The organism is Arthrobacter sp. HMSC06H05 (assembly GCF_001807395.1).
Lineage (GTDB): Bacteria > Actinomycetota > Actinomycetes > Actinomycetales > Micrococcaceae > Pseudoglutamicibacter > Pseudoglutamicibacter albus.
On sequence record NZ_KV788976.1, the window covers coordinates 1 to 23,382 of the forward strand.

Below are 23,382 nucleotides of genomic sequence, written 5' to 3' on the forward strand. Positions count from 1 at the left end.
TGAAACCTGGGACACGATCCCAGGAACCTTGGAAACCCAAGCTACGCCCCTAGATATACGGGTGTGGAGTATGAGGTCAGTCAATGTCTCAGGTCCCTGCCAACCAGGCAACCCCAATGATGACCCGACCTGCAAAATACAAGACTTCACCATCTTCAAACCCCGCCAAACACGCTAACCCCACACAACGGCACACACCCACCAAAGCGCGAGCCCCACATAACCGCTCAGCCGCCGCGCATCACAATCCCACAACACAACACACAAAACGGGCCGGCCGCTTCCCGCGGCCGGCCCTGAACATACCCTCTGGGGGTTCGGGTGAATAACCAATACCAGCGATGTGTCAGTGCCGCTGTTTACGCTACTCCTGCTATATCCACCAGGTAACCTGCGAGCTATCTGAACCCGAGTACGATCACACCATCCATCATCGACCGCTGAGTCTCACTAAGCGCTGCAGTACGCCTTATCCTGAGGAACTGTCCTTGACACGAGCGGGACTACTATTACGAGGACTATAGTCACCTAACCCTGTCGTCAGATTTCCGCGTAGACCGTCAACGCAACCTTCACTTCGCGCCGAAGCGTGACTCCAGCTCGTTGCCTGCCAACACTTGAGCCGGCAAAGGGTCAGAAAGCAATCCTTTAACAAGGCGCGCCGCATCTCCGAAGCCTTGGTTCGACGCCGCCATCACGATATTTCCTCTGCGCCTTCCCTTAAATACCGCGGGATCCGAAACAGCAATTATGTTGCCGAAGGTTCCTTTAAGGGTTGAGAGTTCGCGGCGCACATTCACCAGTTCCGGGCCATCACCCACATTCAACAGATATAACCCATCCGGCGCCAAGACTCTCGCAACCTCACCAACGAACCCGGCATCAACGAATCCCGACGGCGTCACATCTCCCACGAAGACATCCCGGACCACAACATCACGGCTAGCCGCCGTCAGCGTCGGAACAACATCCAAAGCATCCCCCGAACGCAACCGCAGCATCGGTGCCCGCGGCAAATCGAACCAGCCCCGCACCAACTCGTTTAGACGCGCATCAAACTCCACAACAACCTGTCGCGACTTCGGGAACGCCGCATTCACATACCGTGGAAATGCCGCAGCCCCACCACCCAAATGCAAAACCCGAAGACGCGCCTCAGCATCAAAAACATTGCCCAGAATCAATGCCATCCAACGCATATACTCGAAATCCAGGTGCAACGGATCAGAAAGATTGATGCTCGAGGACGGCACACCATTCACCAAAACCGTCCACGTATCAGGTGTATACGGGTCACGTTCAAGCGCCACCTCACCAGTCGAAACAGGCCACTGGCCTTCCCGCAGATCCTCCGGCCCTGCCGGCGGAGCATCCGTGCGAGCATCAGCGCCCACATCGGACGCTTCATTCTCGCCCTGCAGCAAGCGTGATCGGCGGGCAGCCCTCCCCCGCTTCCTACGCGATGCACCCCCGCGCTGCGTTGAGCTCCCGCTCATGAATGCGTCGTCAAATTCTTCGTTGGAACATTGCGGATCATGCGAATCTCTCGCGCGCCCGACCACTCATCCGGCAGATTCTCCACCGCGCCATCGGCAACGAAACCAAGCTTCGTATAGAAAGCGCGCGCACGAGCGTTATCCTCCAGAACCCACAAAATGCAGGAGTCCTCACCAACCACAAAATCCACCAGCCGCGACGCAATCCCACTGCCATGCCACGCCTTGTCCACGTAACAAGTGAACAGCTGCCACTTCGCGTGCGTCTCAAAACGATCCTGGTCATCAAGAATCGGCGCCGCCGTCGCCACACCAACCACCTGACCATCCGAGGTACGCGCGACCGCGAAACGCGACTGATTACCTGGGCGCGCCAACATCGCCGACCATGCAGCCACATCCTTATCCAGGCGCGCATCCATCTCATTCAGGTCTTCTTCACCCAAATACTTGTCATACGTGTCACGCCAGCCCTGATTCTTGACACGCAAAGCATCTTTGACTGTCTCCGCAGTCATAGGCTCGATGCGCACATCAGTGCCAGCCGATGCAGGCGGGCTCGCCGCAGTAATCAAGGCGACCGCCGTGCCGGAGGAAACCTGCTCACTCAAACAACCGAACGCAGTTGAAGCGAACCGCGGATCATCACGCAAAAGCTGCAACGCTCCATACATTCCAGTAGCGGCATCTATCGAGGCTGATTTCTTACCCGTGACGGCATATAAAGATTCCGACGACGCTGACTCCTCAGCCCACGCCCGTTCCGCATCCTCAACATCCGCATCCGCCAACGCATCCAGCCCACGCACAACCACAACCGAACCCGGCGTCGTCAACCGCAAAGCCCACTTCAAATACGTCGCAGCCGACTCAGGATCAGCATCAATCAACACCACATCAAACGGAGCCAAACGATTCCACGTCAACTGATGCAACGCACGAACCGCAGGCCCCGCATCAACAGTCCACCGCCCCGAAGCCTCACCCTCCGGGTCCAACAGACGCAAATTCTCCCGCGCCCGAGCAGCGCAGTCACGGTCAATCTCCAACGCATGCAAATGCCCATCCGCCGGCAACGCCTGCAAAAACCAACCAGACGAATACCCCAGCCCCGCACCAATATCCAGCACACGCCGAGAACGAGTCAACGTCGTCAACAACGCCAACAACTTCCCGAAAGAAGCACTCGCATGAGTATCGCCCTCCGCCTCCAACTGGCGGCGAATAGTAGCCAACGCCTCAGGTTCATGGGTGACCGAAGACAGCAACCCCTGAAAAGAGAAACCCCCAACAGGAACGTCAGTCACTCAAACCTCCCACAACCACGATGCGAACCCGAACCGGCCACGCGAACTCGATCGACGCGTGCGTACCGCGTCGCCACAACAATCAGCTATCCGACTTGCTTATAGCGGACTCCAAGCGCTCAAGCTTACCGTCCAATTCCCCATCGAACCCTGGACGAATATCAGCCTTGATGACCAGCGAAACACGGGAACTGAACCGTTCCACCGCCTCGGTGGCGCGCTTGATCACGTCAAACACATCATCCCAAGTGCCTTCGATCTCCGTGAACATACTCGACGTGCGGTTCGGCAGCCCCGAATCACGGACCACCTTCACCGCCTCGGCAACAGCCTCAGCGACCGAACCATCACTGTCAGCACCAGCACCGGAAGGCGCAACAGAAAAAGCAACAATCATAAAAACAGCGTGCCACGTTTACCCGGCGAAGCCCACCCAAGTGACACCCTTTAACTTTCGGCAACACCAGTGCTACAAAACCGCGCGCCCAGGCCACTATCCACAGATTTTCCAACAATTACGTTGCCAAAGAATAATTATCCACAGATTCTAGAAATCACCCCCACGCCACACAAAAACACCCCATGATGCATCCATGGGAAGAAAACTCACACCACCACCAGAAGCACTCCACAACACTGTCTTCACGCGCCAAGAAGCCATCCAAGCCGGCCTCACACCCGGCCAACTCCGCTCACACCAATACACACGCGTAGCCCCAAGCATCTACTGCCACCGCAACACCACACCCACCCCCACCGCAATCGCCCGCGCCTACAGCAGAAGCCGCCCCCGCATCGTCATCACAGGAATACAAGCAGCCCAACACTACAAACTCCCACTACCCCACTGGATCGAAAACCCCACCACCGACCCAAACACCCCAACACCACGCATCAGCCTCTGGTCACGCACCTGGCGCCGCGACCACCCAGGCCACCACCTCGAATGGAACAAACGACGCCTCAAACCAGGCGACGTCACAACCCTCCCCGACCCCGAATTCCCCACCCACATACACATCACCACCGTCGAACGCACCTGGTTCGACCTCGCCAACATCCTCGACCTCGAAAACATGGTCATCACCCTCGACCACATCATCCGCATCCCCAACCCAAAATACGAAAACCGCGAAAAACCACTCTCCACGCCCGAGAAAGTCGCAGCATTCATCGACGCCCACCCCCACATTCCAGGCATCAGAATCGCGCGCAAAGCACTACGCCTCGCACGCATCGGCGCCGACTCGCCTCAAGAAACCCGCCTACGACTCGCCTGCCGCGAAGCTCAACTGCCCGAACCCGCCGTCAACCGGTGGATCCAAGACCACGACGGACACCCCATCGTGCGCCCCGACCTCACCTGGCCCGAAGCGAAAGTAGCGTGCGAATACGACGGCGCAATCCACACCACCGCAAAGAAACAAGTCACCGACGCGCGCCGCAACGCACTCACAGCCCGGCTCGGATGGCAGCAAATCATCGTCACAGAAAAAGACATGTCACCGCAGGAGCGCCTCGGCTGGCTCACGCGGGAACGCCTGACCGCCTGGAACCAACTCAGCAAAAACAAACAGAGGCCGATGCGGCCGCTCGGGGTACGCATCGGGCATTACGGGATCAAACTGCGGGTATGGCAGCCAGCCTCAATGGGGTTGGCGCCGGCGCTGGCTCAATCACCTGTTATCCGCCAGATCCGTAAAGCGCTCGGCTACGCGTTAGCGGCCTGACACCAACCCCCTGATCTGCGCCCCACCCTACCTATTTCTAACCTTCGGCACCGAGAGTGCTGTTATTTCCCCAACAACGACCCAGACATTCACCAAACTCGGTGGCCATCTTCGCGTAGCTGCCGCAAAACTAGCCACCCGGTAGCGTTCAGGCATGCCGTGTTACTCCATTTCTTAACCTTCGGCATCAACATTGTCGTTATCGCCACTTTTGCAGCAGTTAAAGTGCCGAAGATGAAAAATGGTGGGAAAATGTAGGGGTCACACGTACATCCCCCCACCACACAGCGAGGACTTCATGACCCGCGGCCTGTACATTTCTGCCACTGCCCCCGGCGCAGCCAAAACGATCATCGCCGTCGGGGTGACCGAACTCCTCCACCGCCGCGCAACCCGCGTCGGCTTCTTCCGCCCCATCACCGAAGCCGACACACCCGAAAACGACACCTCGCTCCAGTACTTCCGCGCCAACTACAGCCTCACCAACAAAAACTCCGGGGTCGGCCTCACCCGCAGCGAAGCACACGAACTCATCGCCTCCGGCCGCACCGAAGAAATCTATACACTCACCCTCGAAACCTACTCAACACTCGCCGCGAACACCGACGTCATCGTCATCGAAGGCACCGACCTCACCGGCCACGACTACGGCAGCGAATTCGAACTCAACGCCCGCCTCGCAAACCACCTCGGCAGCCACATGATCGGGGTCGTCAACGGCTCCAACAAAACCGCCCACGACGTCGCCGAAGCCGTCGACCTCGCACGTGACGCCTTCTACGACGCCAACGTGTCCCTACTGTCCATGATCGTCAACCGCGCCAACCCGGCCCTCCTCGACGACATCCGCACCCAAGTCCGGCCAGGCCGCTCCCACCGCAAGGTCTACGTCATCCCCGAACTCACCGACGTCACCGCACCCACCGTCGAAAACATCGCCAAAGCAACCGACGCGCGCCTCATCGCCGGCACCAACAACCCCGAACGCACCATCAACAACACCATCATCGCCGGCATGAACGTCGGCTACCTACTGGAACGCTACATAGCCGACGACACGTTCCTCATCACACCATCCGACCGCAGCGACGTCCTCCTCGCCGCCGTCGCCGCTTCCCGCACCCTCGACTTCTACTCGACCGCCGGGGTCCTCGTCACCGGGCCGCGCCCCGTCGACTCCGCGGTCTTACCCGTCCTCGCCGAAGCGCCCTTCCCCGTCTACGCGACCGAACAAGGCACCTTCACCACCGCGCAAACCGTCGCGAACATCCACGGCGACATCACCGACAACATCGCCCGCAAAAACGCGGCCGTACTCTCCGCGTGGGAAGAATCCGTCGACGAAGACGAGCTCCTCGCCCGCCTCGAACTGCCCGCCCCCGACGTCGTGACCCCCATCCGGTTCCTCCACCGGCTCATCACCAAAGCCCAACAAGACCGCCGCACCGTCGTGCTCCCCGAGGGGCAAGACGAACGCATCTTACGCGCCGCTGAAATCATCACCCGCCGCAACATTTGCGACCTCATCATCCTCGGCGGCCCAGAAGTCGAGACCCTCGCCCGTGAAAAAGGCATCAACCTCACCGGCGTCACCATCGTCGACCCCGAAACCGACCCGCGCACCGAAGAGTTCGCGCGCGAATTCTACGAACTACGCAAACACAAAGGCATCACCGAACACGATGCGCGCGCCAAAATGTCTGATAAAACGTTCTGGGCCACGATGCTGGTGCACACCGGTGGCGCAGACGGCATGGTCGCCGGAGCGGTTGGCACAACCGCCGACACGATCCGCCCAGCCCTCCAAATCATCAAGACCCGTCCAGGCGCAGACATCGTCTCATCCGTGTTCCTCATGTGCCTGCCGGAGAAAGTCCTCGTCTACGGCGACTGCGCCGTCAACCCCAACCCGACCGCGCAACAACTCGCGTCCATCGCCACCGCATCGGCCGCAACAGCACGCCAATTCGACGTCGACCCGCGCGTCGCGATGCTCTCTTACTCCACCGGAACCTCCGGCAGCGGCGAAGACGTCGACCGTGTCCGTGAAGCAACCGAACTCGTCCACGCCCAAAACCCTGACTTCCCCGTCGAAGGCCCTATCCAATACGACGCCGCCGTCGACGCCAGCATCGCCGCATCCAAACTGCCCGAATCCAGCGTCGCAGGCCAAGCCACCGTCCTCATCTTCCCTGACCTCAACACCGGCAACAACACGTACAAAGCCGTGCAACAATCCGCTGGCGCAGTCGCAGTCGGCCCCGTACTCCAAGGACTCAACAAAGCCGTCAACGACCTCTCCCGCGGCACCACCGTCGCCGACATCGTCAACACCGTCGCCATCACGGCGATCCAAGCGCAAAGCCTCACCCCGCGCGAGCACACCCAGCACCAAGACGATTAACTTCGGCAACGGGAGTGCTCTAATCCCAGTTAGACTACGATGTGGTGGGCGCCTCGCACATGCGCCTCACCTCAAGACAGCGTGTAGAAGGGTCAGGTTGCGGTGCGTATTCTCGTGATGAATTGGGGTTCTTCGTCCCTCAAATACGTGATCCTCGACCCAGAAACAGGCCACGAAGCGCTTTCTGGGAACGTTGAAGAGATCGGGCTCGGCGGCGTCGACGACCACGGGGAGGCTCTCACCCTCGTCACTGAACACATGCAGCGGGAACTCGGCGACGACCACGGCATCGACGCTGTCGGGCACCGCGTCGTACACGGGGGAGAAAAATTCTCAGAGCCTACGCTCGTCACCCCGGACGTCATCAAAGAAATCGAAGCGCTCTCCCCGCTCGCACCGCTACACAACCCGGCCGCTGCGTCGGGCCTACGGGCCGTATCCGAACAGTGGCCGGAGCTGCCGCAAGTCGTCGTCTTCGACACCGCGTTCCACCGGACCATGCCAGAAAAAGCCTGGCGATACGCCATCCCCGACGTCCTCTACAAAGAACACGGTGTCCGCCGTTACGGGTTCCACGGCACCAGCCACGAATACGTCGCCAACACCGCCGCCGCAACCCTCGGCATCACTAGTGCTGAATTCAACGGCATCGTCGCCCACCTCGGCAACGGCGCATCCGTCACCGCAATCCGCAACGGCAAGTCCTACGACACCTCGATGGGCTACACCCCGCTCGCAGGCCTGGTAATGGGGACACGGTCAGGCGACCTCGACCCTTCCGTGGTAACGCAACTCATCGAACGCGGCCTCTACACCGCCGACGAGCTGGATGTCATGCTGAACAAACGCTCCGGCCTGCTCGGGCTCGCGGGGCGTTCACACATGAAAGAAGTGGTCGATGCGGCGGCAACAAACCCCGAAGCGCAGCTCGCGCTCGATGTTGCCGCGTACCGGCTACAGAAATACATCGGCGCCTACCATGTAGCGATCGGCGGGGCGCGGTGCCTCGTGTTCACCGGCGGCATCGGCGAAAACTCCGCGCCGTTCCGTGACATCGTCTGCAAAGGCCTCGCGCCGCTCGGGATCGAGATCGATGAAAACGCGAACAACAACGCCGGCACAGAACCCACCATCATCTCCACCGAACACTCAACCATTACAGTCATGGTCGTAGCGACCGACGAGGAGGTCGCGATCGCGAAAGCCACGGCCCACCTCCTCTCTAACCTTTAGCAACAAGAGTGTTCCAAAACTACGGTTTAAGGAACCTTCGGCAACGAAATTGCTGAAATAGACTCGCCAACAGGCACGCTGCCACCGCGCTGTCGCGTAGCCGCCTTCTCGCTACTGTGCCGCCTGGCCACTGGCCCGCCAGCGAATCGCTACCATGCCGCCGCCCTGCTGCGGCTCGGCCGCTTCGCCCTCGGCTCGACATCGCGCTGACCCGCATAGCTTTACCGAATAACTACAATTTTTGTGCCGAAGATTAACGTCTGAGGGAAAACAACACTCATAAGGCAAAATGGTGCCTATGCCTCACGTCACTTCCTGCGAGGACGATATACCGCCTAACACCACCGCTGAGGGCCCGCTACTCGACGTCAAAGACCTCTCGGTCAGTTTCAAAACCCGTCATGGTGAAGTCAGCGCGGTCCAAGGCGCCAACCTCACGTTGAAGCCCGGCAGGACGCTCGCGATCGTTGGTGAGTCCGGCTCGGGTAAATCCACCCTCGCGATGGCGGTCATCGGCCTACTCCCCGAGAACGGCTCCATTACGTCCGGTTCGATCCTCTTCGAGGGCGTTGACCTCGCGACCTACTCTGACCACGACTTTCAGCGGCTACGCGGCAACCACATCGGGCTTGTGCCGCAGGATCCGATGTCTAATCTCAACCCGGTGGCGCGGGTCGGTGCGCAGATCGCGGAGACGCTGCTCATCAACAGGGCAGCCACTAAGAGCACGGTTGATGCGCGCGTCCTCGAGCTGATGCGGGAGGCGGGGGTCCCTGACCCTGAGGATAAGGCCCGGCAGTATCCACACGAACTTTCGGGTGGCTTGCGCCAGCGTGTCTTGATCGCCATCGGGCTTGCGTGCCGGCCGCGTCTCTTGATCGCTGATGAGCCGACGTCTGCACTCGATGTGACCGTGCAGCGGGTCATCCTCGATGAGTTGGACACTTTGACGGCTCAGCAGGGTACGTCGGTGTTGTTGATTACGCATGATCTTGGTCTTGCGGCAGAGCGCGCCGAGGACATCGTGGTGATGCATCGTGGCCGTGTTGTTGAGGCGGGCCCTGCGCGCCAGTTGTTGGAGAGCCCGCAGCACCCTTACACGAGTGAGTTGGTGACGGCGGCGCCGTCGGTCGCTGCGGCACGGTTGGTGCCGGGCGCGTATGCGGGCATGCTTGGTGTTGCTGGGGCTTACGATGCGGTGGCTGGGTCTAGCGCGAGGTCAGGTTCCGGTGGGGCTGATTCGGCGTCGGGGCTTGATGCGGCAGCTGCGGCCGATGCGGCGGCTGTGGCGGATGCTGGTGGCCCGTTGGTTCGTGTTGAGGGGTTGTCGAAGTCGTATCCGAGGCGTGGTGGGCGCGGTGAGGATTTTTTCGCGGCGAAGGATGTTTCGTTTGAGATTCCGCGTGGTTCGACGGTTGCGCTTGTGGGTGAGTCTGGGTCTGGGAAGACGACGACGGCGCGCATGTTGTTGGGGTTGACTGAGCCCTCGAGTGGACGGATTGAGTTTGATGGCCGGGACATGTTGCGTATGGGGAAGGCGGATTGGAGGGGTGTCCGGCGCCGTATGCAACCGATTTTTCAGGACCCTTATTCGTCTTTGAACCCGATGTATACGATTGGCCGCATCATCCGGGAGCCGCTTGACGCCTATAGGGTGGGTTCTTCTAGGCAGCGTCGCGAGAAGGTGCGTTCGTTGATGGATGAGGTTGCGTTGCCGCTCGAGTTGTTGGGGCGTTATCCCTCTGAATTGTCGGGTGGGCAGCGGCAGCGTGTGGCGATTGCGCGCGCTTTGGCGTTGGAGCCGGATCTGATTGTGTGTGATGAGCCGGTGTCGGCGCTCGATGTGTTGGTTCAGGACCAGATTTTGAAGTTGCTGGGACGATTGCAGGCAGAGAAGGGGCTGTCGTATCTTCTCATTTCGCATGACCTGGCGGTGGTGCGGCTGATTTCGGACTATGTGTGTGTGATGAAGTCGGGTGAACTGGTGGAGGCTGCGTCTTCGGAGGAGATCTTCACGAACCCGCGGCACCCGTATACACGGAAACTGTTGGCGTCCATCCCCGGCAATGTACTCGGCTTTGAGGAAGACCAGGGAGCCTGACCACCCCCGTTAACCACCTTCGGCATCGCTAGTGCTGAAATTCGGCCCCGAGGGGCCTTTTCAGCACTAGCGATGCCGAAGGTACAAAATTGTCAGTAGAAGTGGACCTTATCGACCACGTTTTTCATCTCTTCACCGGCGAGCCACGCTTTCGCGTTCTCAATGAACAAGTTCACGACCCTCTCCGGTTCCTTGTTCGACAGCGCGGCGTTGTGCGGGGTGATCATCACTTTCTCGTGTCGCCACAGCGGGCTCTCCGGCGCCAACGGTTCCCGCTCCGTCACATCCAGCGCAGCGAAACTGATCTTCCCCCGATCAAGCACCTCAACCAAAGCTGCCTCATCGATCACCGAGCCGCGCCCCACGTTGACCACAACCGCATCGTCCTTCAACGCGTCCAAAAACTCAGTGTCCACGAGGTGGCGGGTCGCTGACGTGCCGGGTAGCGTCACAACGAGCGCGTCCACCTCGCCCAGCGCGCCGTGCAACTCATCCATCGGGATGACCCTGTCCAACCCGTCAACTGGGCGCCCTGAACGCGAAGCACCCCAGACTCGGGCGCCAACAGCAGAGAACACGGCTGCCGTGCGGGAGCCGATGCCGCCCAAACCCAGGACCAGAACGGTCATATCTGCGAGTGCACGCATCGTCCAGCGAGGCTCCGGCCAATGAGAGTTCCGTTGATCTTCCTGGATGCGGGGCAGGTCTTTCGCGCCGGCGAGGACCCCGAATAGCGCGTACTCGGTGAGGGTTTGCCCGTGGACGCCGGCCGATGTGGTGGCGGTGAATGTTTCGAGGCGTTCAGGGCTGATGTTGGCGCGTTTGATTTGTGCCCCGCCGCCGGCCGCGGTGGTGTGAACCCAACGGAGTTTGTCGTTTTTCTCCACGATTTTGCCGAGGAGAGTGCCGGATTCGTCTGGTACTGCGAAGAGTGCGTCGGCAGTTGCGAGGAGCTCTTCGTAGCGTTGTTGTTGCTCTGCGGTGCGGGTGAAGTTCGGGTCACCGGGCCAGTCTCCGGGGTATCGCGCTGGCGGTTGCAGGTCAGGTGCGCTGACGATCTCGCATTCCGGAAGTTCGGTGCTGATGCGGCTGGTGAGCTCTTCGTTCAGCGGGGTTGCGATAACGATGCGGGGGCGCGTTTCCTTCTGCATGCTAGCTCCTGTGGGATGGGGTTTGGTTTGGTTGCCATCCTAGTGCGCGGGCGTGTTGAGCAGCGGTGCGGTCTGCCCCTCGTTTTAATCTTGGGCAACGTAATTGCTGAAATTAATCGTTGCGGGGTTAATAACTGCAATTTTGGTGCCGAAGGTTACATACCTGGTGCCGAAGGTTAGTTAGGGCGTGGGGGTGGGTGTGTCTTGTAGTGCTTGCCGCAGCTCGGCTGGGTAGTTGCCGGTGAGCTCTTCGACCCCAAGATCGAGTAGGTAGTGGGCGTCTTCGAGCGTGTCGACTGTCCACACACGGTGCTTCGTGCCTTGGCGTATCCATCGGCGTACATGTTCTTCATGCGCCCGGATGAACGATACTCCTGGGCCCGCCAGGAGTTGAGCGGTTTCATCGAGCATTTTCATCGCAGCTTTTTGTCGCGACCTTTGTAGTTTGGTCAGTCTCTTATTTTCAATGAGCATACATACCTTCTCTGCCCCACAGACCTCTATCATGCGGCGTACCGAGGTGGGGCTGAAGCTCATAATAGAAGCACTCACGTTGCCGAAGGTTAAAGAGGAGGGGGTGGAGCGGGCCTCCAGGATCGCCAACACCGCTTCATCGAGGGCCGGGTTGTGTGCGGGTGTGTGTTTCACTTCGATCGCTACCTCGATCGGCCGGCCAGCCGCCTCCGCGATATCGAGCAGGTCATCCAACGTCAAGAGCTGCTCGCGTGTTCCCCCGTATTCGGCTGGCCAACTCGGGTTCTTCCAGCTGCTGAAGTCCAATCCGCGCAGTTGCGTCAAGCTATGCTCGCTCACCGGACCTGACCCGTTCGATGTCCGCCCGAGTTTCGCGTCGTGATGCACCACAACCTCGCCGTCGGCGGTGAGCCGCACATCGCATTCCAGCCCGTCGGCTCCGTCCTGGATTGCTTGCATGAAGGCAGCGCGAGTGTTTTCGGCATAGCGGCCTGATGATCCGCGGTGAGCAAATATGCGTGGCACGCCTTCAGCCTAGCTTCTTACGCCCTGAGCTGTTAACGATGCGGCGCAGGTGTTTAGATTGGATTGTTCATTTTCATTGAGGAGGATTCCGTGCCGTCCACCCCTGCACTCAACCAACAGCCGCCCAACCAACAGCCGCTCAATCAACAACCGGCCGACAAAGAGCCAACTAGCAAGGAACCCTCCCCGTTCCAGCTCGCTACTAGCCCTAACCTGAGTGCTCCTACCGATGAAGAGCGGCGCCAGGCTCTTCGCAAAATGAAGTTCGTCGCGACGGCACTGCTCGCAATACTGGCTGTGATTTTTGCGGTCGGTTTTGCGTTGCAGGATCGTTTTGTGTGGGCTGGTTATGTTCGTGCTGGCGCTGAGGGCGGCATGGTTGGTGCGTTGGCGGATTGGTTTGCGGTGACGGCCTTGTTTCGTAGGCCGATGGGTTTGCCGATCCCGCATACGGGTTTGATTCCTCGGAAGAAGGATCAGATTGGCGATAGTTTGGGCGCTTTTGTTCGTGAGAATTTCTTGAATGATGAGGTTCTTGAGAAGCGTTTGGCGAATCTTCGTGTTGCGCAGCCGTTGGGTGGCTGGATCGCTGATCGTGAGCGGGCTGAGCAGCTTTCGGGCGAGCTTTTGACGATCGCGTCTGGGCTGATGGAGGTTGTCGCGGATGAGGATTTTCAGCGGGTCGCTGAGGGTTTGGTTCGTGAGCATGTGGTTGAGCCGCAGTGGGCTAGCACGGTTGGCATGGTTTTGGGCCGGGTTGTGGATGATCGGCAGCATGTTGCGGCGGTGGAGTCTTTGGTCGATCAAGCGGCTGGGTGGTTGCGGGAGCATCCGGAGGTTGTTCATCGGTTGGTTGCTGATCGGACGCCTGGCTGGTTGCCGTCGCGGGTGGATCGGTTGATCGGTGAGCGTTTGCATCGGGAGTTGGTCAGTGTTTTGGAGGCGGCGCGGTCTGATGCGGCTCACCCTTTGCGTGTGAGTGTGGATGGTTGGTTGGCCTCTGTTGCTGATGGTTTGCAGCGGGATGCTGTGACGCAGGAGCGTTTTGAGGCTTTGAAGGTTTCGTTGGCTTCGGATCCGCGGTTGCGTCAGGTTGCCTCCGATGTGTGGGTTCAGATGAAGCGGTCTGTGTCCGATGCTGCGGCTTCTGTTGATGCGCCGTTGCGTGAGTCTTTGACGCATGGCTTGGTTGATCTTGGCCGGCGGTTGGTTGGTGGCGATCCGTTTGCTGCGAAGGTCGATGTGTGGGCTGTTCAGGCTGCCCGGTGGGCTGCTGTGCGGTATAGGGATAAGGCTGTTGAGCTGATTACGGATACTGTGCGTGATTGGGATGCGTCTCAGGCTACGGATCGTATCGAGCTGATGGTGGGTAGGGATCTTCAGTTCATCCGGATCAACGGTACTGTCGTGGGTTCGTTGGCTGGTGTCGCTATTTTTGCGTTGGCTAGTTTGGTGAGTGCCGGGCTCTCTTAGCGTTGAGTGTATTCTGTGGCGGGCCGGATGTGGGGTCCCTCTTGGCCGGTCATTCCACCTGGACCGACAGCGCCGCCCTAGCCGGCAGCTCCGTCTGCGAGTGAGAAGTGAATACAGATACAGCAGGGTGGGAACACGGTTTTCGTGTTCCCACCCTGCTGTTGTGCTGGTCTGCTCTAGCGGGGCAGGCCGGCTGCCGGGCTAGTCGAGGCCGCCTTATTTATTGCGGCGACGCATGATGATCGTCAGCAGAATCCCCAGGAAGATGAGGCCTACAGCGATCGCGATGGCACCCGCTACTTGCGCACCGGTTGCCGCGAGGGAACCCGAGTCGGCGGAGTCCTCGTTGGCTTCGCTACCTGAATCGCCTGCTGGATCCTCAGATGCTTCCACCGTCGGGTCCGCGCTTGATTCCTCAGATGGCTTCTCGCCTGGTTCCTCGGATGGGTTCTCAGACGGCGCTTCAGACGGCTTCTCGGAAGGTGCCTCAGAAGGGTTCTCGGAAGGCTTTTCCGATGGGTTCTCGCTCGGTTCCTCGGATGGGTTTTCCGATGGCTCCGGCGACGGCTTCTCGGTCGGCTCGTTCGTTGGCGCCTCTGTCGGTTCTGGTTCCTTTGTCGGTTCTGGCTCCGCTGTCGGTTCCGGGGTCGATGCTGGTGCCGGCATCTTGATGACAGCTTCAGCAGACGCGCTCGCGCCCGCGCCCTTCTCGCCAGCATCGGCCTTGGTTGCGCTGAACGTCGTCACGCTCTTCGCAGAGCGCTCCCCCGCCTTGTTCTTGACGGCGTCGCCGGTGATCGTTGCCTTGTTGACCAGGTCTTCCTGCTTGGCGACATCGGCTTCGGTCACGGTGTATTCAGTGATGCAGATCAGCGACTGCTTCGGCTCAAGCCGCAGCGACGCGTCCTTGACATTCACCTTGGCGCCGTCAATCTGGCATGCGAGGTCCAGCGGAGCCTTACCCTCAACCCACGTGTCAACGAGCCTGACAGGCTGAACCGCGACCTCACCCGAGTTGGTACCCGTGATGGTGAACTGAGCGGTCTCACCCGCGCCGAGCTCCGCTTCGCTTACGAGCTTGCCCGTGGCAGGGTCCTTCAGGAGTTTCGTCAGCGACAGCTGAGGGGCCTTCGGTGCCTCAGTAGGCTCCGGCGAAGGCTTCCCCGTCGGTTCCTCGGTTGGCTCACCCGTAGGCTCACCCGTCGGTTCGTCCGTAGGCTCGCTAGTCGGCTTTGCGGTCGGTTCCTCCGTCGGCTCCGTTGTCGGGGAAGGTTGCTCCGTAGGCTCTTCGGTCGGCTCAGGCACCTCAGTCGGTTCCTCCGTAGGCTCGCTAGTCGGCTCTTCAGTCGGCGAAGGTGCCTCCGTCGGCTCAGCCGTTGGCTCACCCGTTGGCGAAGGCTGCTCAGTTGGCTTCTCAGTCGGCTCAGCCGTTGGCTCCTCAGTCGGCGAAGGCTCCTCGGTCGGCTCAGCCGTCGGTTCTTCAGTTGGCGAAGGTTCCTCGGTCGGCTCCTCCGTCGGTTTAGGTTCCTTCGTCGCTGCCGGCGTGAATTCGGCGGTAGCGGTCACCGTGTCGGCTTCGACGTCGTTGTATCCGCCGCTTGCCTCTGCCGTGTTCACGATTGGCTTGCCAGCGGCAGCATCTTCCTCAGTGACAGTGATGGAACCCGTGCAGGTTGCGGTGTCTTGCGGGTCGAGGAAGATCCGCCCGTTCGCGATGCCTCGGCCGTTCCATTCACACGTCAGCTCGGAGCCGCGGTCGGAAAGCATCTGGTCGTTGACCAGAACGTTTTCGACGCTACCGGTACCGGTGGAGGTCACCACGATGCTGTAAGTCACCGTATCGCCAGCGGTAAAGCCTTCGGCTGGCTCATCGAGGATGCTCTTCTCGATCTGCAAAGCGGGCAGGCCAACTGGGGAGGTCGCGGTCGCTTCATCGCTTTCGACGTCCTCGCCGGCAGGGGTCTTGCCCTTCGCGGTCGCGGTGTTGATGATCTCCGTCTTACCGTCCGCCACATCGCCGTCAGTGACGGTGTAGGTCGCGGAGCATTCAGTCTGGCCGTTCGGTGCGAGTGTGTCGTCTTCACAGACGACGTCCTCGCCCGCGTCGGCGAGCATCTGGTCATTGATTTCGATGTCGGAAACAGTCACGTTGCCGGTGTTGCGTACCGTGAACCAGTATTCGATCTCGTCGCCGACCGTGCTGTTGTCGTCACCGTATTCGCCCCACGCTTCTTTGCTTACCTCAAGCTGTGCGTCTGCGGCTGCTGGGATGACTTCCGCGGAGTCAGTTTCCTTGAGGTTTTGTGGCTCACCGGATGCTGGGCGGGTCACGGCCTCAGCAGTCACGGTGTTCTTGAGAGGCTCGCCCGCGTCAATATCTCCTTGCGTCATCCGGTATTCGGACTCACAGTTGAGGGCTTCACCGACGTTCAGCGCGAACTTCTCGTCGTCTGCGTAAACGTAGTCGCCGTCGACCTCGCAATAGAGTTCGAGCGGTTCCTTACCGTCAACCCAGGAACCGGTGAACGCGACGTCGTGAAGGTCAGCTGCACCCGTATTCTCGAGCTTGATGGTGAACTTCGCGGCATCGCCAACGTTCTTCTCAACAGACTTTTCGCCGTCGATGAGGGTCACGAGCTTCATCGACGCGTCCCCGCCTGGCTGCGGCGACGGATCTTCGGTCGGTTCAGGCTCCTCGGTCGGATCCTCAGTAGGCTCAGGCTTCTCGGTCGGCTCAGGCTTGTCAGTCGGCTCCGTCGTCGGCGAAGGCTTCTCGGTTGGTTCAGGCTTTTCGGTTGGCTCCGGCGTTGGCTCCTCGTCGGAGAGGCGGATCACTGCGCTGTCGGTGGCCCTCACGTCCAGTGTCTCCCTTGGCCTCTGTTTGCTACCGAAGTTGTCGAGGTAGTCGTAGGCGCCGCGAACACTGGCCTCGTTGGTGAGGTCTTGTTTCGCATCGACGTCAGCTTGCGTCACAACGTAGATTGCGGAGCACTTGAAGGATTCGCCCGCCTTCATCTTGACGGTTGTCTTCGTGTTCGGGAAACCCATGTAGGTCTCGCGCAGCGCCTGACCCTTGTACTGGGTGCCATCCGCTTTATAGAACGTGCATGTGTGGGACAGCGGTTCGCGTCCGCTCATCCAGGTGTCGGTGAGGGTTACTCGATCCAGCGTCACGTTGGAGGTGTTTTCACCTTCCGTGGTGAACGTCGCTTTCTTACCGGCCTCCAGGGTCACGCTGTTGGCGCCGTTGGCTTTCTTCGTCACCTTGAAACCTAGCTGAGGCTTGATGATGCCGAAGTCGATGCCCGCGTGCCCTGTGGTGCCATTGATGCCGATAGGTCCGGTGTGCCACAGGCCCTGTTCCTGTGGGACAAAGCTGCCAGCGTGGGTGAGTCCGTCGGTGGCTTCCACCGGATAGATGACGACGACGTATGTGCCGTCCGCTACGTCGTTGAAGACGTACTTTCCTGCCCTATCTGACCTCATGGAGGCTACAGCATCTTTGGGTTTAGGTACCCCGGCAGCATTTGTCAGCGTCCGCTTTTCAAACAGTGCCACCTCATAACCGGATAGCACCTTTTCGCCCTCGTTGCGGGACTTGTCCTGGTTGACGTCGTTATAGACGGTCCCGGTGATCTGCCGCGGCTTAGCCGCTTGCTTGCTCGCGGCAAGCACGGAGCTGTTGACGGCCTGTTCCGGGGCTGCGTGGCTGGTGACTGCGCCTGTAGCCATCGATCCGATGAGGCCGAATGAAGCGATGAGGGCTAGTACGCCCCGTGCACGTCGTTTGCGACTTGCGCTGCGTGCAGATGTGAGGTGAGGACCCCAGGTCATAAGCGCTCCGCTCTAGAACTAGTTAGAGACTTCGCGCCACATAGCTATGCGTAACACCTGCGGGCGGCCGATGTCAGGCCCGCAAACAGTCTCAACCCAGGCTCCAGTACATGCCGGCTAAGGCATACTGCACGTGCGGAGCCGCGAGGGCACAGTGGTGGCGCGAGATGGGTGAAATACAACACAAGATTCTACATCGACCGTGGGCCACCAGCACATCCGTGATGGAAGTTAACGGCTCACTTCTCGATGGCTTCCGGGGCCACTTCCAGTGCGTCTCGCGGCTCTGTAGCTTTCACGTCACGCGGCGTGACCGTGGGCATATCGCCGAACAGTTCGTGGGCGGCTCTCACCACGCGGCGGGCAAGAACCCGGTTCGCTACCCCACCGAATGCCGCGCCTGCCCCGAACGGCATCGCGCGGCCCAGCGCGGACGCGGATTGTCGTTTGGCGAATTTCTTCAGGAACTTTGAATGCAGTTGCTTGCCGAGTGAGGCATATGATCCGCCCGCGCCGATCGCTGTGGCGAAGAAGGTGCGCATCCCGATTTTGCCGCCGGATGCGATAACGCCGGACATGTCCTTGAGGATCTTGATGCCCTCTTCGCCCAGCATGAGGGCCATCACGAGCTCGCCTGCCCGCTCCGGGTCATCCACGGCGACTCCGTGCAGTTCTGCCATGCCTTGCGCATAGAGCGCGGTCGCTTCCAGGTAGCCGATGGCCACACCTGCGGAGAGCCCGAGTGATGCGAGTGTGCCTAGCCCAGGCACGATGGCGGCGGCACCTCCCGCGGCACCCATGGTTGTTACGGTGCGCACATAGTTCACTTCGATGATGCGTGCGAGCTCAGCTGGGGTTGCGGTGGGGTGCTTCTTGCTCAACCGGCGGATGTAGGCGACGACTACCGGCCTCTGCCACCCAACGACGCGTTTGAGGCCTCGTTCGAAACCGTCATTGACCTTGCCGCCATCGGTCACGATGCTGCGGGCGAGCATTTCGGTTGCTTCACGCGGTAGAACTACCTCCGCGCTGCGACGTTGGCGCGCTTTACGGGCGCGGCGCGGCGTCGCTTGAGTACGGGGCGTGTTCTCAGTAGACATGTTCCCAGCCTAACGTGCTGGGCGGGGGCTCTTAGTCACGCTTGAGCGTGATGTCAGCCCACACCATGCGGCGCTCACCGCTCAGGTGATCGGTTGAGCCGTGTTCGTGGTGGTCTCCCGCATCGCTCATCGCGGTTTCAATTCCGGATTCTACGATCTTGGGACCCGCCGTGACCCCAACATAGTCGGAGCGGCTAGCCACTCCGTCCATGCGGGTCGCATACTGGGTTGCGCACATGAAGTCCATGAACGTGCGGATCTGTATCGGCAACGTGTTCTCACACTGCCCAGCAGCCATGGAGGGTTTCGCAACCTCTAGGGATTTCGAATCCATGAGCGTTTCAAGTTCGGCCGATGCGTCTTGACGCATCTGGTCTGCGTCGTTACCCAAGGATGCCTCGTCCGGACCGAGGGCGCCAAGCACAACCGCGCTAGAGGACTTATCCAAGCCGCCGTACTGCCCGGCGTCATCGGTCAGCTCCCGCAACTTAGCGTTGTCGTTGAGGTACATGCTGAGGAAACGCAACTGGTCAAGCCTGCGCACAGGGTCAGCGCCTTCGCCATTGTCCGGGGTGAGGTCTGTTGCGATCACGTGCAGGGTCTCGCCGTCAACTTTCAACGGGATGTCCCACATGCTCGTTGAGTTCAGCGGAAGAACCGACCTCACAAGCTTCGAGTACTTCTCAGTATCGAGGCTGTTGCCCGGTACGTCATCCCAGGTCAGGTCATTGAACGTACGGACTTCGTCCTGATCGATGGGGTAACGCGAGTACAGGACCATCGAGCGTTGTCCCTCAAAGTCTCCCGCACCGAAAGCGTCTCCGGGGTCCCCTGTTGTGCCGTTTCCGTTGAGGTCGGCACCGGCCTGCACGCCCGCATTCGTTGTTGCGGAGTAGACGTACTTGTACTCGATCGAGGAAAGTTCCTTGGATCCTGCATCAGCACCCGCATCGGCGTTCGCTTCGGCGCCGTCGGTTTGTGCCTGGCCGAGGTACTGTTCATTGAAGATGTCAGCGACGTGGCTGTCCGTATCGATGTCAGTGACCAGGAGAACATCCGGGCGCGTCTGCTGGACGCTGCGGGCGAGCATCTGAGCGGCGGTGTCGTTACCGCCTTCGAGGCGCTCGGCGAGCGCCCCTTCTCGCTCTTCACTCAGGCCGGCGCTCACGGTAGCTACACGAAGCGATGCTTTGCCGCTGTCTTGTTTTGCGGTGTGCTGCTTTCCGGTGTGCACCATTGAGGCGTTCGCCCCAACGGTAAGCACTTCAGGTTTGAGGTTCAGCGTTGCCGCTGTTGCTTGTGGGGCGACGCCCAGCGTGATGCCGAACAGGGCCGCTGCGGCGGCCGCATAGAAACGTCGCATACTTCCACGGTAGAAGGTTTCGGCTCAGATGCAAGAAAAACTAAGACTGCACAGGGTGTTCACAGTTTGATTGTTATCGGCGTTTTGCCTTGCAATCGCGCCGATCTGGCGTGTTCAATCCCGCGCGACGTAACCTGAAGGGGTGGTTATCGGTATCTAATCGTGACCATTCCGTGACCTGAAGTCTCGTTGTTCGGAGGACTAAGCATGCACCGCTTCCGCAACAGTCGCGTCTCTGATGTGAAGATTGACTGGCCGGCACTCAAGGACATCCTGGTTGATGCCGGCTACGCCTCGCGCCCTGTGGGTGTTTTGTTCGCGGATCATTTTCACGCGAATGCCGAAAGCCTTGTCAAGCGTCTCAAGAAGGCTTCCACTCTGCGCAGTAACATCCGCACTAACACCGGCACTAACACCGGCTTGTCCCCTACGGTTCGGGTTGCGAGTAAGTCGCTGCGCATCCGTAAGGCGCTCGATGCCGCACTGCAGACTCCTGGTTTCGCTGGGATTCTGGGTTTCACGCTGGCGGAAGCCGTGTGGCTTGCCGAAAAGGGTTATCAGGACATCGTGGTTGCGTACCCGAGCGTGAATGCCGAAGCGATTGCGGCGTGGACGGCGAGCGAGGCCGCGCTGCAGCACGTGACCCTCATGGTCGATGATCCGCAGCAGCTGGAGATTATCGATCACCTCGCCCCCGGCCATCCGGACCTCAAGGTCGCTATAGAGCTCGATGCGGCTTACCGTCCCGTACGCGGCGTCATGGTGGGTGCGGCACGTTCGCCGCTATCCAGCCCGGAGGAGGTGGCCAGGCTGGCGGCCCACATCGTGGGCAGGAAGGGTTTCACGCTGGATGGGCTCATGGCCTACGAGGGGCAGATCGCAGGCGAGGCGAACGCGGGGAGCTCGCCGCGGCAAGTGATCTTGCGGCGCATCCAGACGGCTTCCGCGAAAGAGATCGCGCAACGGCGTGCTGAAACCGTCGATGCTGTCTCCGAGATCGCTCCGTTGCGTTTCGTCAACGGCGGCGGGACCGGTTCGATCGAGACCACCGGGACCGAAGCTGCCATCACGGAGGTAGCGGCAGGCTCCGGGCTCATCGGCCCCGGTCTATTCGACCACTACACCGCTTTCAAACCAGCGCCGGCCCTCGCGTTCGGGATGGATGTTGTACGCCGCCCCAACAAGAACACCGCAACAGTGCTCGGCGGGGGCTGGGTCGCCTCCGGGCCGCCCGGTCCAAGCCGGCTACCGAGGGTCGCGTGGCCACCCAACGTCACCTACCGCGCAACTGAAGGTCCCGGTGAAGCGCAGACCCCGCTCACCGGACGAGGCGCTCGCGGCCTTGCAATCGGCGATGTCGTGTGGTTTCGGCACGCGAAAGCCGGCGAAGTATCGGAACGCCTCAACAGCGTTGTAGTCATCTCAGGCTCAGAAGTCATCGACGAATGGCCCACCTACCGTGGCGAAGGGAAAGCATTCCTATGAAAACCAATCCCCACACCAAAAAGGCCGGCACCCGCGCCAGCCGGGCCAGCGCCCGCGCTTCCAACAAGACCGCCCGCGCCGTAACCCGAGGTAAAGAGTGGACCAACTGGTGCCGCCTCTACCGCAGCGAACCAGCCGAGGTTTTCACCCCGCGTGATGAAGCCGAGCTCGCGGCACTGCTGGTGCGCGCCTCAGAAGAGAAACGCACCGTCCGCCCTGTGGGTGGAAGCCACTCCTTCACCCCGCTAGCGCACACCGACGAGATCCTGCTCGACATGCGGAACTTCCACGGCCTCTACGCAGTCGACCCACTGGGCGGGACCGTAACGCTCGGCGCCGGAACCCACTTGTGGGAGCTACCAGCCCTACTGGAACCTTATGGGCTCGCGTTAGCGAACATGGGAGACATCGACCGGCAAACCATCGGCGGCGCACTGTCAACCTCAACCCACGGCACCGGCCTCGGATTCACCGGCTACGCGGGCATGATCCGTGCACTGCGCATCGCGCTACCAACCGGGCAGATCGTCACCGCGTCCCCCACCCAAAACGCTGAGCTTTTCGAGGCCGCACGCGTGGGTCTCGGCGCGCTCGGCGTCATCATCCACGCAACCCTCGCCGTCGTGCCCGCGTTCATCCTGCATGCAGAGGAACGGCCCGTGCCGCTGGCCGACACGCTCGAGAACTTCGTTGAGCTCTCCCGCGAACGCGACCACGTCGAGTTCTACTGGTTTCAGCACACTGACGTCGTGGCCCGCAAAATCAACCGCCGCTCCCCCGGCCTCGAAGGCGATAAACCGCTGTCTTCGTTCAAACACTGGCTCGGGGACGAACTGCTCAACAACGGCGGGCACCGCGCCATCTGCGAGCTCGGCAGGTTCGCGCCGAAAACCGTTCCGACGCTCAATAAACTCGCGGCACGCACGATGGGCAACCGCAGTTTCGCTGACACCTCCCATAAGGTCTTTGTCTCGCCACGGCGCACACGGTTCCGCGAAATGGAATACGCAATCGACATTGCCGACTATCACGAGGTTTTCAGCGAAGTGGTCCGCGCCGTCAACGCGTTCCCGGAAGGGATCACATTCCCGCTGGAAGTCCGGACTGCCAAAGGCGATGACGTGTGGCTTTCAACCGCTCACGGCCGCGACTCCGTCTACATCGCGGTTCACCGCTTCTACCGCGAAGACCACAGAAAATACTTCGCCGTGCTCGAAGACATCTTCAAAGCCGCCGGCGGGCGCCCCCACTGGGGCAAACTCCACACCCTCGGGCCAGAGGACCTCCACGAGCGCTACCCACATTTCGGCGACTGGCTCACCGTCCGCAAACAAGTAGACCCCAACGGGGTGCTCCTCAACAGCCACTTGTCCACGATGCTCGGGGTGTGAACATGCTCGGCGTGCAAAGCGGCAGCGTGTAAGCACAGCAGCTTCGAAAACACTTGAGCCCCGGCAGCACAGAAGCTTCGGAAACACATCAGCCTCGGAGCTGACGCATCGACGGCGTACCGTCTGGTCAGTTCCGAGGCTGATCTTTGTGTGGGCCCACCGGGGATCGAACCCGGGACCAACGGATTAAAAGTCCGGTGCTCTGCCAGCTGAGCTATAGGCCCCAGCTCCCTATCGTAAACGACACCACCGCAGTTTCCCTAACCCGCCCGTCACGATCGCTACCTCCTGGCCCCGCCACCGGCACCAGTCCTG

Annotated in this window: 15 protein-coding genes and 1 tRNA gene; 7 read left to right on the forward strand and 9 right to left on the reverse strand. The window is 60.4% G+C overall.

The genetic code is table 11. The features are described 5' to 3' along the window. Positions 1 to 572: 572 nt before the first annotated feature. The 3 genes from HMPREF3160_RS02435 to HMPREF3160_RS02445 all read right to left on the reverse strand — a co-directional run bounded on the left by HMPREF3160_RS02435 (position 573) and on the right by HMPREF3160_RS02445 (position 3,200). A complete protein-coding gene (locus HMPREF3160_RS02435; RefSeq protein WP_141739795.1) occupies positions 573 to 1,496 on the reverse strand; it encodes a spermidine synthase in 924 nt (307 codons plus the stop codon). Next, positions 1,493 to 2,803 carry a GNAT family N-acetyltransferase gene (locus HMPREF3160_RS02440; RefSeq protein ID WP_070506920.1) on the reverse strand — a complete coding sequence of 437 codons (1,311 nt, stop codon included), beginning with the start codon at positions 2,801 to 2,803 and terminating at the stop codon, positions 1,493 to 1,495. Before HMPREF3160_RS02440 ends, HMPREF3160_RS02435 begins: the two co-directional genes overlap by 4 nt. Before the next feature lie 82 nt (positions 2,804 to 2,885). After that, the gene (locus tag HMPREF3160_RS02445) at positions 2,886 to 3,200 is read right to left on the reverse strand and encodes a thiamine-binding protein (RefSeq protein ID WP_070506922.1); all 315 of its coding nucleotides are present in this window, start codon (positions 3,198 to 3,200) and stop codon (positions 2,886 to 2,888) included. A gap of 196 nt (positions 3,201 to 3,396) precedes the next feature. Here HMPREF3160_RS02445 and HMPREF3160_RS02450 point away from each other — a divergent pair, with 196 nt between their 5' ends. The 4 genes from HMPREF3160_RS02450 to HMPREF3160_RS02465 all read left to right on the forward strand — a co-directional run bounded on the left by HMPREF3160_RS02450 (position 3,397) and on the right by HMPREF3160_RS02465 (position 10,271). Continuing rightward, complete coding sequence (locus HMPREF3160_RS02450; protein ID WP_052048617.1) at positions 3,397 to 4,533, forward strand: hypothetical protein; 1,137 nt, start codon at positions 3,397 to 3,399, stop codon at positions 4,531 to 4,533. A 298-nt stretch (positions 4,534 to 4,831) separates the two neighbouring features. Beyond that, entirely contained in the window at positions 4,832 to 6,937 is a 2,106-nt protein-coding gene (gene pta / locus HMPREF3160_RS02455; RefSeq protein ID WP_070506924.1) for a phosphate acetyltransferase, read from the forward strand. 102 nt (positions 6,938 to 7,039) lie between these two features. Continuing rightward, positions 7,040 to 8,170 (forward strand): acetate/propionate family kinase, encoded by a 1,131-nt coding sequence (locus tag HMPREF3160_RS02460; RefSeq protein WP_035757314.1) that lies wholly within the window; start codon positions 7,040 to 7,042, stop codon positions 8,168 to 8,170. Positions 8,171 to 8,468: 298 nt separating this feature from the next. Then, positions 8,469 to 10,271, forward strand: a complete 1,803-nt coding sequence (locus HMPREF3160_RS02465) for a dipeptide ABC transporter ATP-binding protein (protein WP_052048628.1) — start codon at positions 8,469 to 8,471, stop codon at positions 10,269 to 10,271. Positions 10,272 to 10,363: 92 nt separating this feature from the next. On the opposite strand, the gene HMPREF3160_RS02470 is transcribed toward HMPREF3160_RS02465, so the two are convergent. Both HMPREF3160_RS02470 and HMPREF3160_RS02475 read right to left on the reverse strand, forming a co-directional pair. Beyond that, a complete protein-coding gene (locus HMPREF3160_RS02470; protein WP_035757313.1) occupies positions 10,364 to 11,422 on the reverse strand; it encodes a D-2-hydroxyacid dehydrogenase in 1,059 nt (352 codons plus the stop codon). 180 nt (positions 11,423 to 11,602) lie between these two features. Next, on the reverse strand, positions 11,603 to 12,421 hold the full coding sequence (locus HMPREF3160_RS02475; protein WP_070506926.1) for a glycerophosphodiester phosphodiesterase: 819 nt from the start codon (positions 12,419 to 12,421) through the stop codon (positions 11,603 to 11,605). A gap of 90 nt (positions 12,422 to 12,511) precedes the next feature. Between HMPREF3160_RS02475 and HMPREF3160_RS02480 the strand changes: the two genes are divergently transcribed. After that, entirely contained in the window at positions 12,512 to 13,894 is a 1,383-nt protein-coding gene (locus HMPREF3160_RS02480; RefSeq protein ID WP_141739796.1) for a DUF445 domain-containing protein, read from the forward strand. A 216-nt stretch (positions 13,895 to 14,110) separates the two neighbouring features. Here the strand turns inward: HMPREF3160_RS02480 and HMPREF3160_RS02485 are convergent, their stop codons facing one another. From HMPREF3160_RS02485 to HMPREF3160_RS02495, 3 genes are all read right to left on the reverse strand, one after another. Continuing rightward, positions 14,111 to 17,626 (reverse strand): DUF7507 domain-containing protein, encoded by a 3,516-nt coding sequence (locus HMPREF3160_RS02485; protein ID WP_070506928.1) that lies wholly within the window; start codon positions 17,624 to 17,626, stop codon positions 14,111 to 14,113. 341 nt (positions 17,627 to 17,967) lie between these two features. Next, positions 17,968 to 18,828, reverse strand: coding sequence for a hypothetical protein (locus tag HMPREF3160_RS02490; protein ID WP_052048611.1), 861 nt, complete (start codon positions 18,826 to 18,828; stop codon positions 17,968 to 17,970). A 31-nt stretch (positions 18,829 to 18,859) separates the two neighbouring features. After that, the gene (locus HMPREF3160_RS02495) at positions 18,860 to 20,191 is read right to left on the reverse strand and encodes an endonuclease/exonuclease/phosphatase family protein (protein WP_070506931.1); all 1,332 of its coding nucleotides are present in this window, start codon (positions 20,189 to 20,191) and stop codon (positions 18,860 to 18,862) included. Between the two features lie 207 nt (positions 20,192 to 20,398). Here HMPREF3160_RS02495 and HMPREF3160_RS02500 point away from each other — a divergent pair, with 207 nt between their 5' ends. Beyond that, complete coding sequence (locus tag HMPREF3160_RS02500; RefSeq protein WP_083285327.1) at positions 20,399 to 21,676, forward strand: type III PLP-dependent enzyme domain-containing protein; 1,278 nt, start codon at positions 20,399 to 20,401, stop codon at positions 21,674 to 21,676. Further along, a complete protein-coding gene (locus tag HMPREF3160_RS02505; RefSeq protein ID WP_141739797.1) occupies positions 21,673 to 23,067 on the forward strand; it encodes a D-arabinono-1,4-lactone oxidase in 1,395 nt (464 codons plus the stop codon). Before HMPREF3160_RS02500 ends, HMPREF3160_RS02505 begins: the two co-directional genes overlap by 4 nt. A gap of 151 nt (positions 23,068 to 23,218) precedes the next feature. Here HMPREF3160_RS02505 and HMPREF3160_RS02510 read toward each other — a convergent pair. Continuing rightward, a tRNA-Lys gene (locus HMPREF3160_RS02510) sits at positions 23,219 to 23,291 on the reverse strand. Positions 23,292 to 23,382: the final 91 nt, after the last annotated feature.

Excerpts from the sequence above, each read along its gene's own strand:
- HMPREF3160_RS02465 (WP_052048628.1), top strand. The coding sequence starts at position 8,469 with ATGCCTCACGTCACTTCCTGCGAGGACGATATACCGCCTAACACCACC.
- HMPREF3160_RS02500 (WP_083285327.1), top strand. The coding sequence starts at position 20,399 with ATGCACCGCTTCCGCAACAGTCGCGTCTCTGATGTGAAGATTGACTGG.
- HMPREF3160_RS02495 (WP_070506931.1), bottom strand. The coding sequence starts at position 20,191 with ATGCGACGTTTCTATGCGGCCGCCGCAGCGGCCCTGTTCGGCATCACG.
- HMPREF3160_RS02505 (WP_141739797.1), top strand. The coding sequence starts at position 21,673 with ATGAAAACCAATCCCCACACCAAAAAGGCCGGCACCCGCGCCAGCCGG.
- HMPREF3160_RS02445 (WP_070506922.1), bottom strand. The coding sequence starts at position 3,200 with ATGATTGTTGCTTTTTCTGTTGCGCCTTCCGGTGCTGGTGCTGACAGT.
- pta (WP_070506924.1), top strand. The coding sequence starts at position 4,832 with ATGACCCGCGGCCTGTACATTTCTGCCACTGCCCCCGGCGCAGCCAAA.
- HMPREF3160_RS02485 (WP_070506928.1), bottom strand. The coding sequence starts at position 17,626 with ATGGCTACAGGCGCAGTCACCAGCCACGCAGCCCCGGAACAGGCCGTC.
- HMPREF3160_RS02450 (WP_052048617.1), top strand. The coding sequence starts at position 3,397 with ATGGGAAGAAAACTCACACCACCACCAGAAGCACTCCACAACACTGTC.
- HMPREF3160_RS02470 (WP_035757313.1), bottom strand. The coding sequence starts at position 11,422 with ATGCAGAAGGAAACGCGCCCCCGCATCGTTATCGCAACCCCGCTGAAC.
- HMPREF3160_RS02435 (WP_141739795.1), bottom strand. The coding sequence starts at position 1,496 with ATGAGCGGGAGCTCAACGCAGCGCGGGGGTGCATCGCGTAGGAAGCGG.
- HMPREF3160_RS02490 (WP_052048611.1), bottom strand. The coding sequence starts at position 18,828 with ATGTCTACTGAGAACACGCCCCGTACTCAAGCGACGCCGCGCCGCGCC.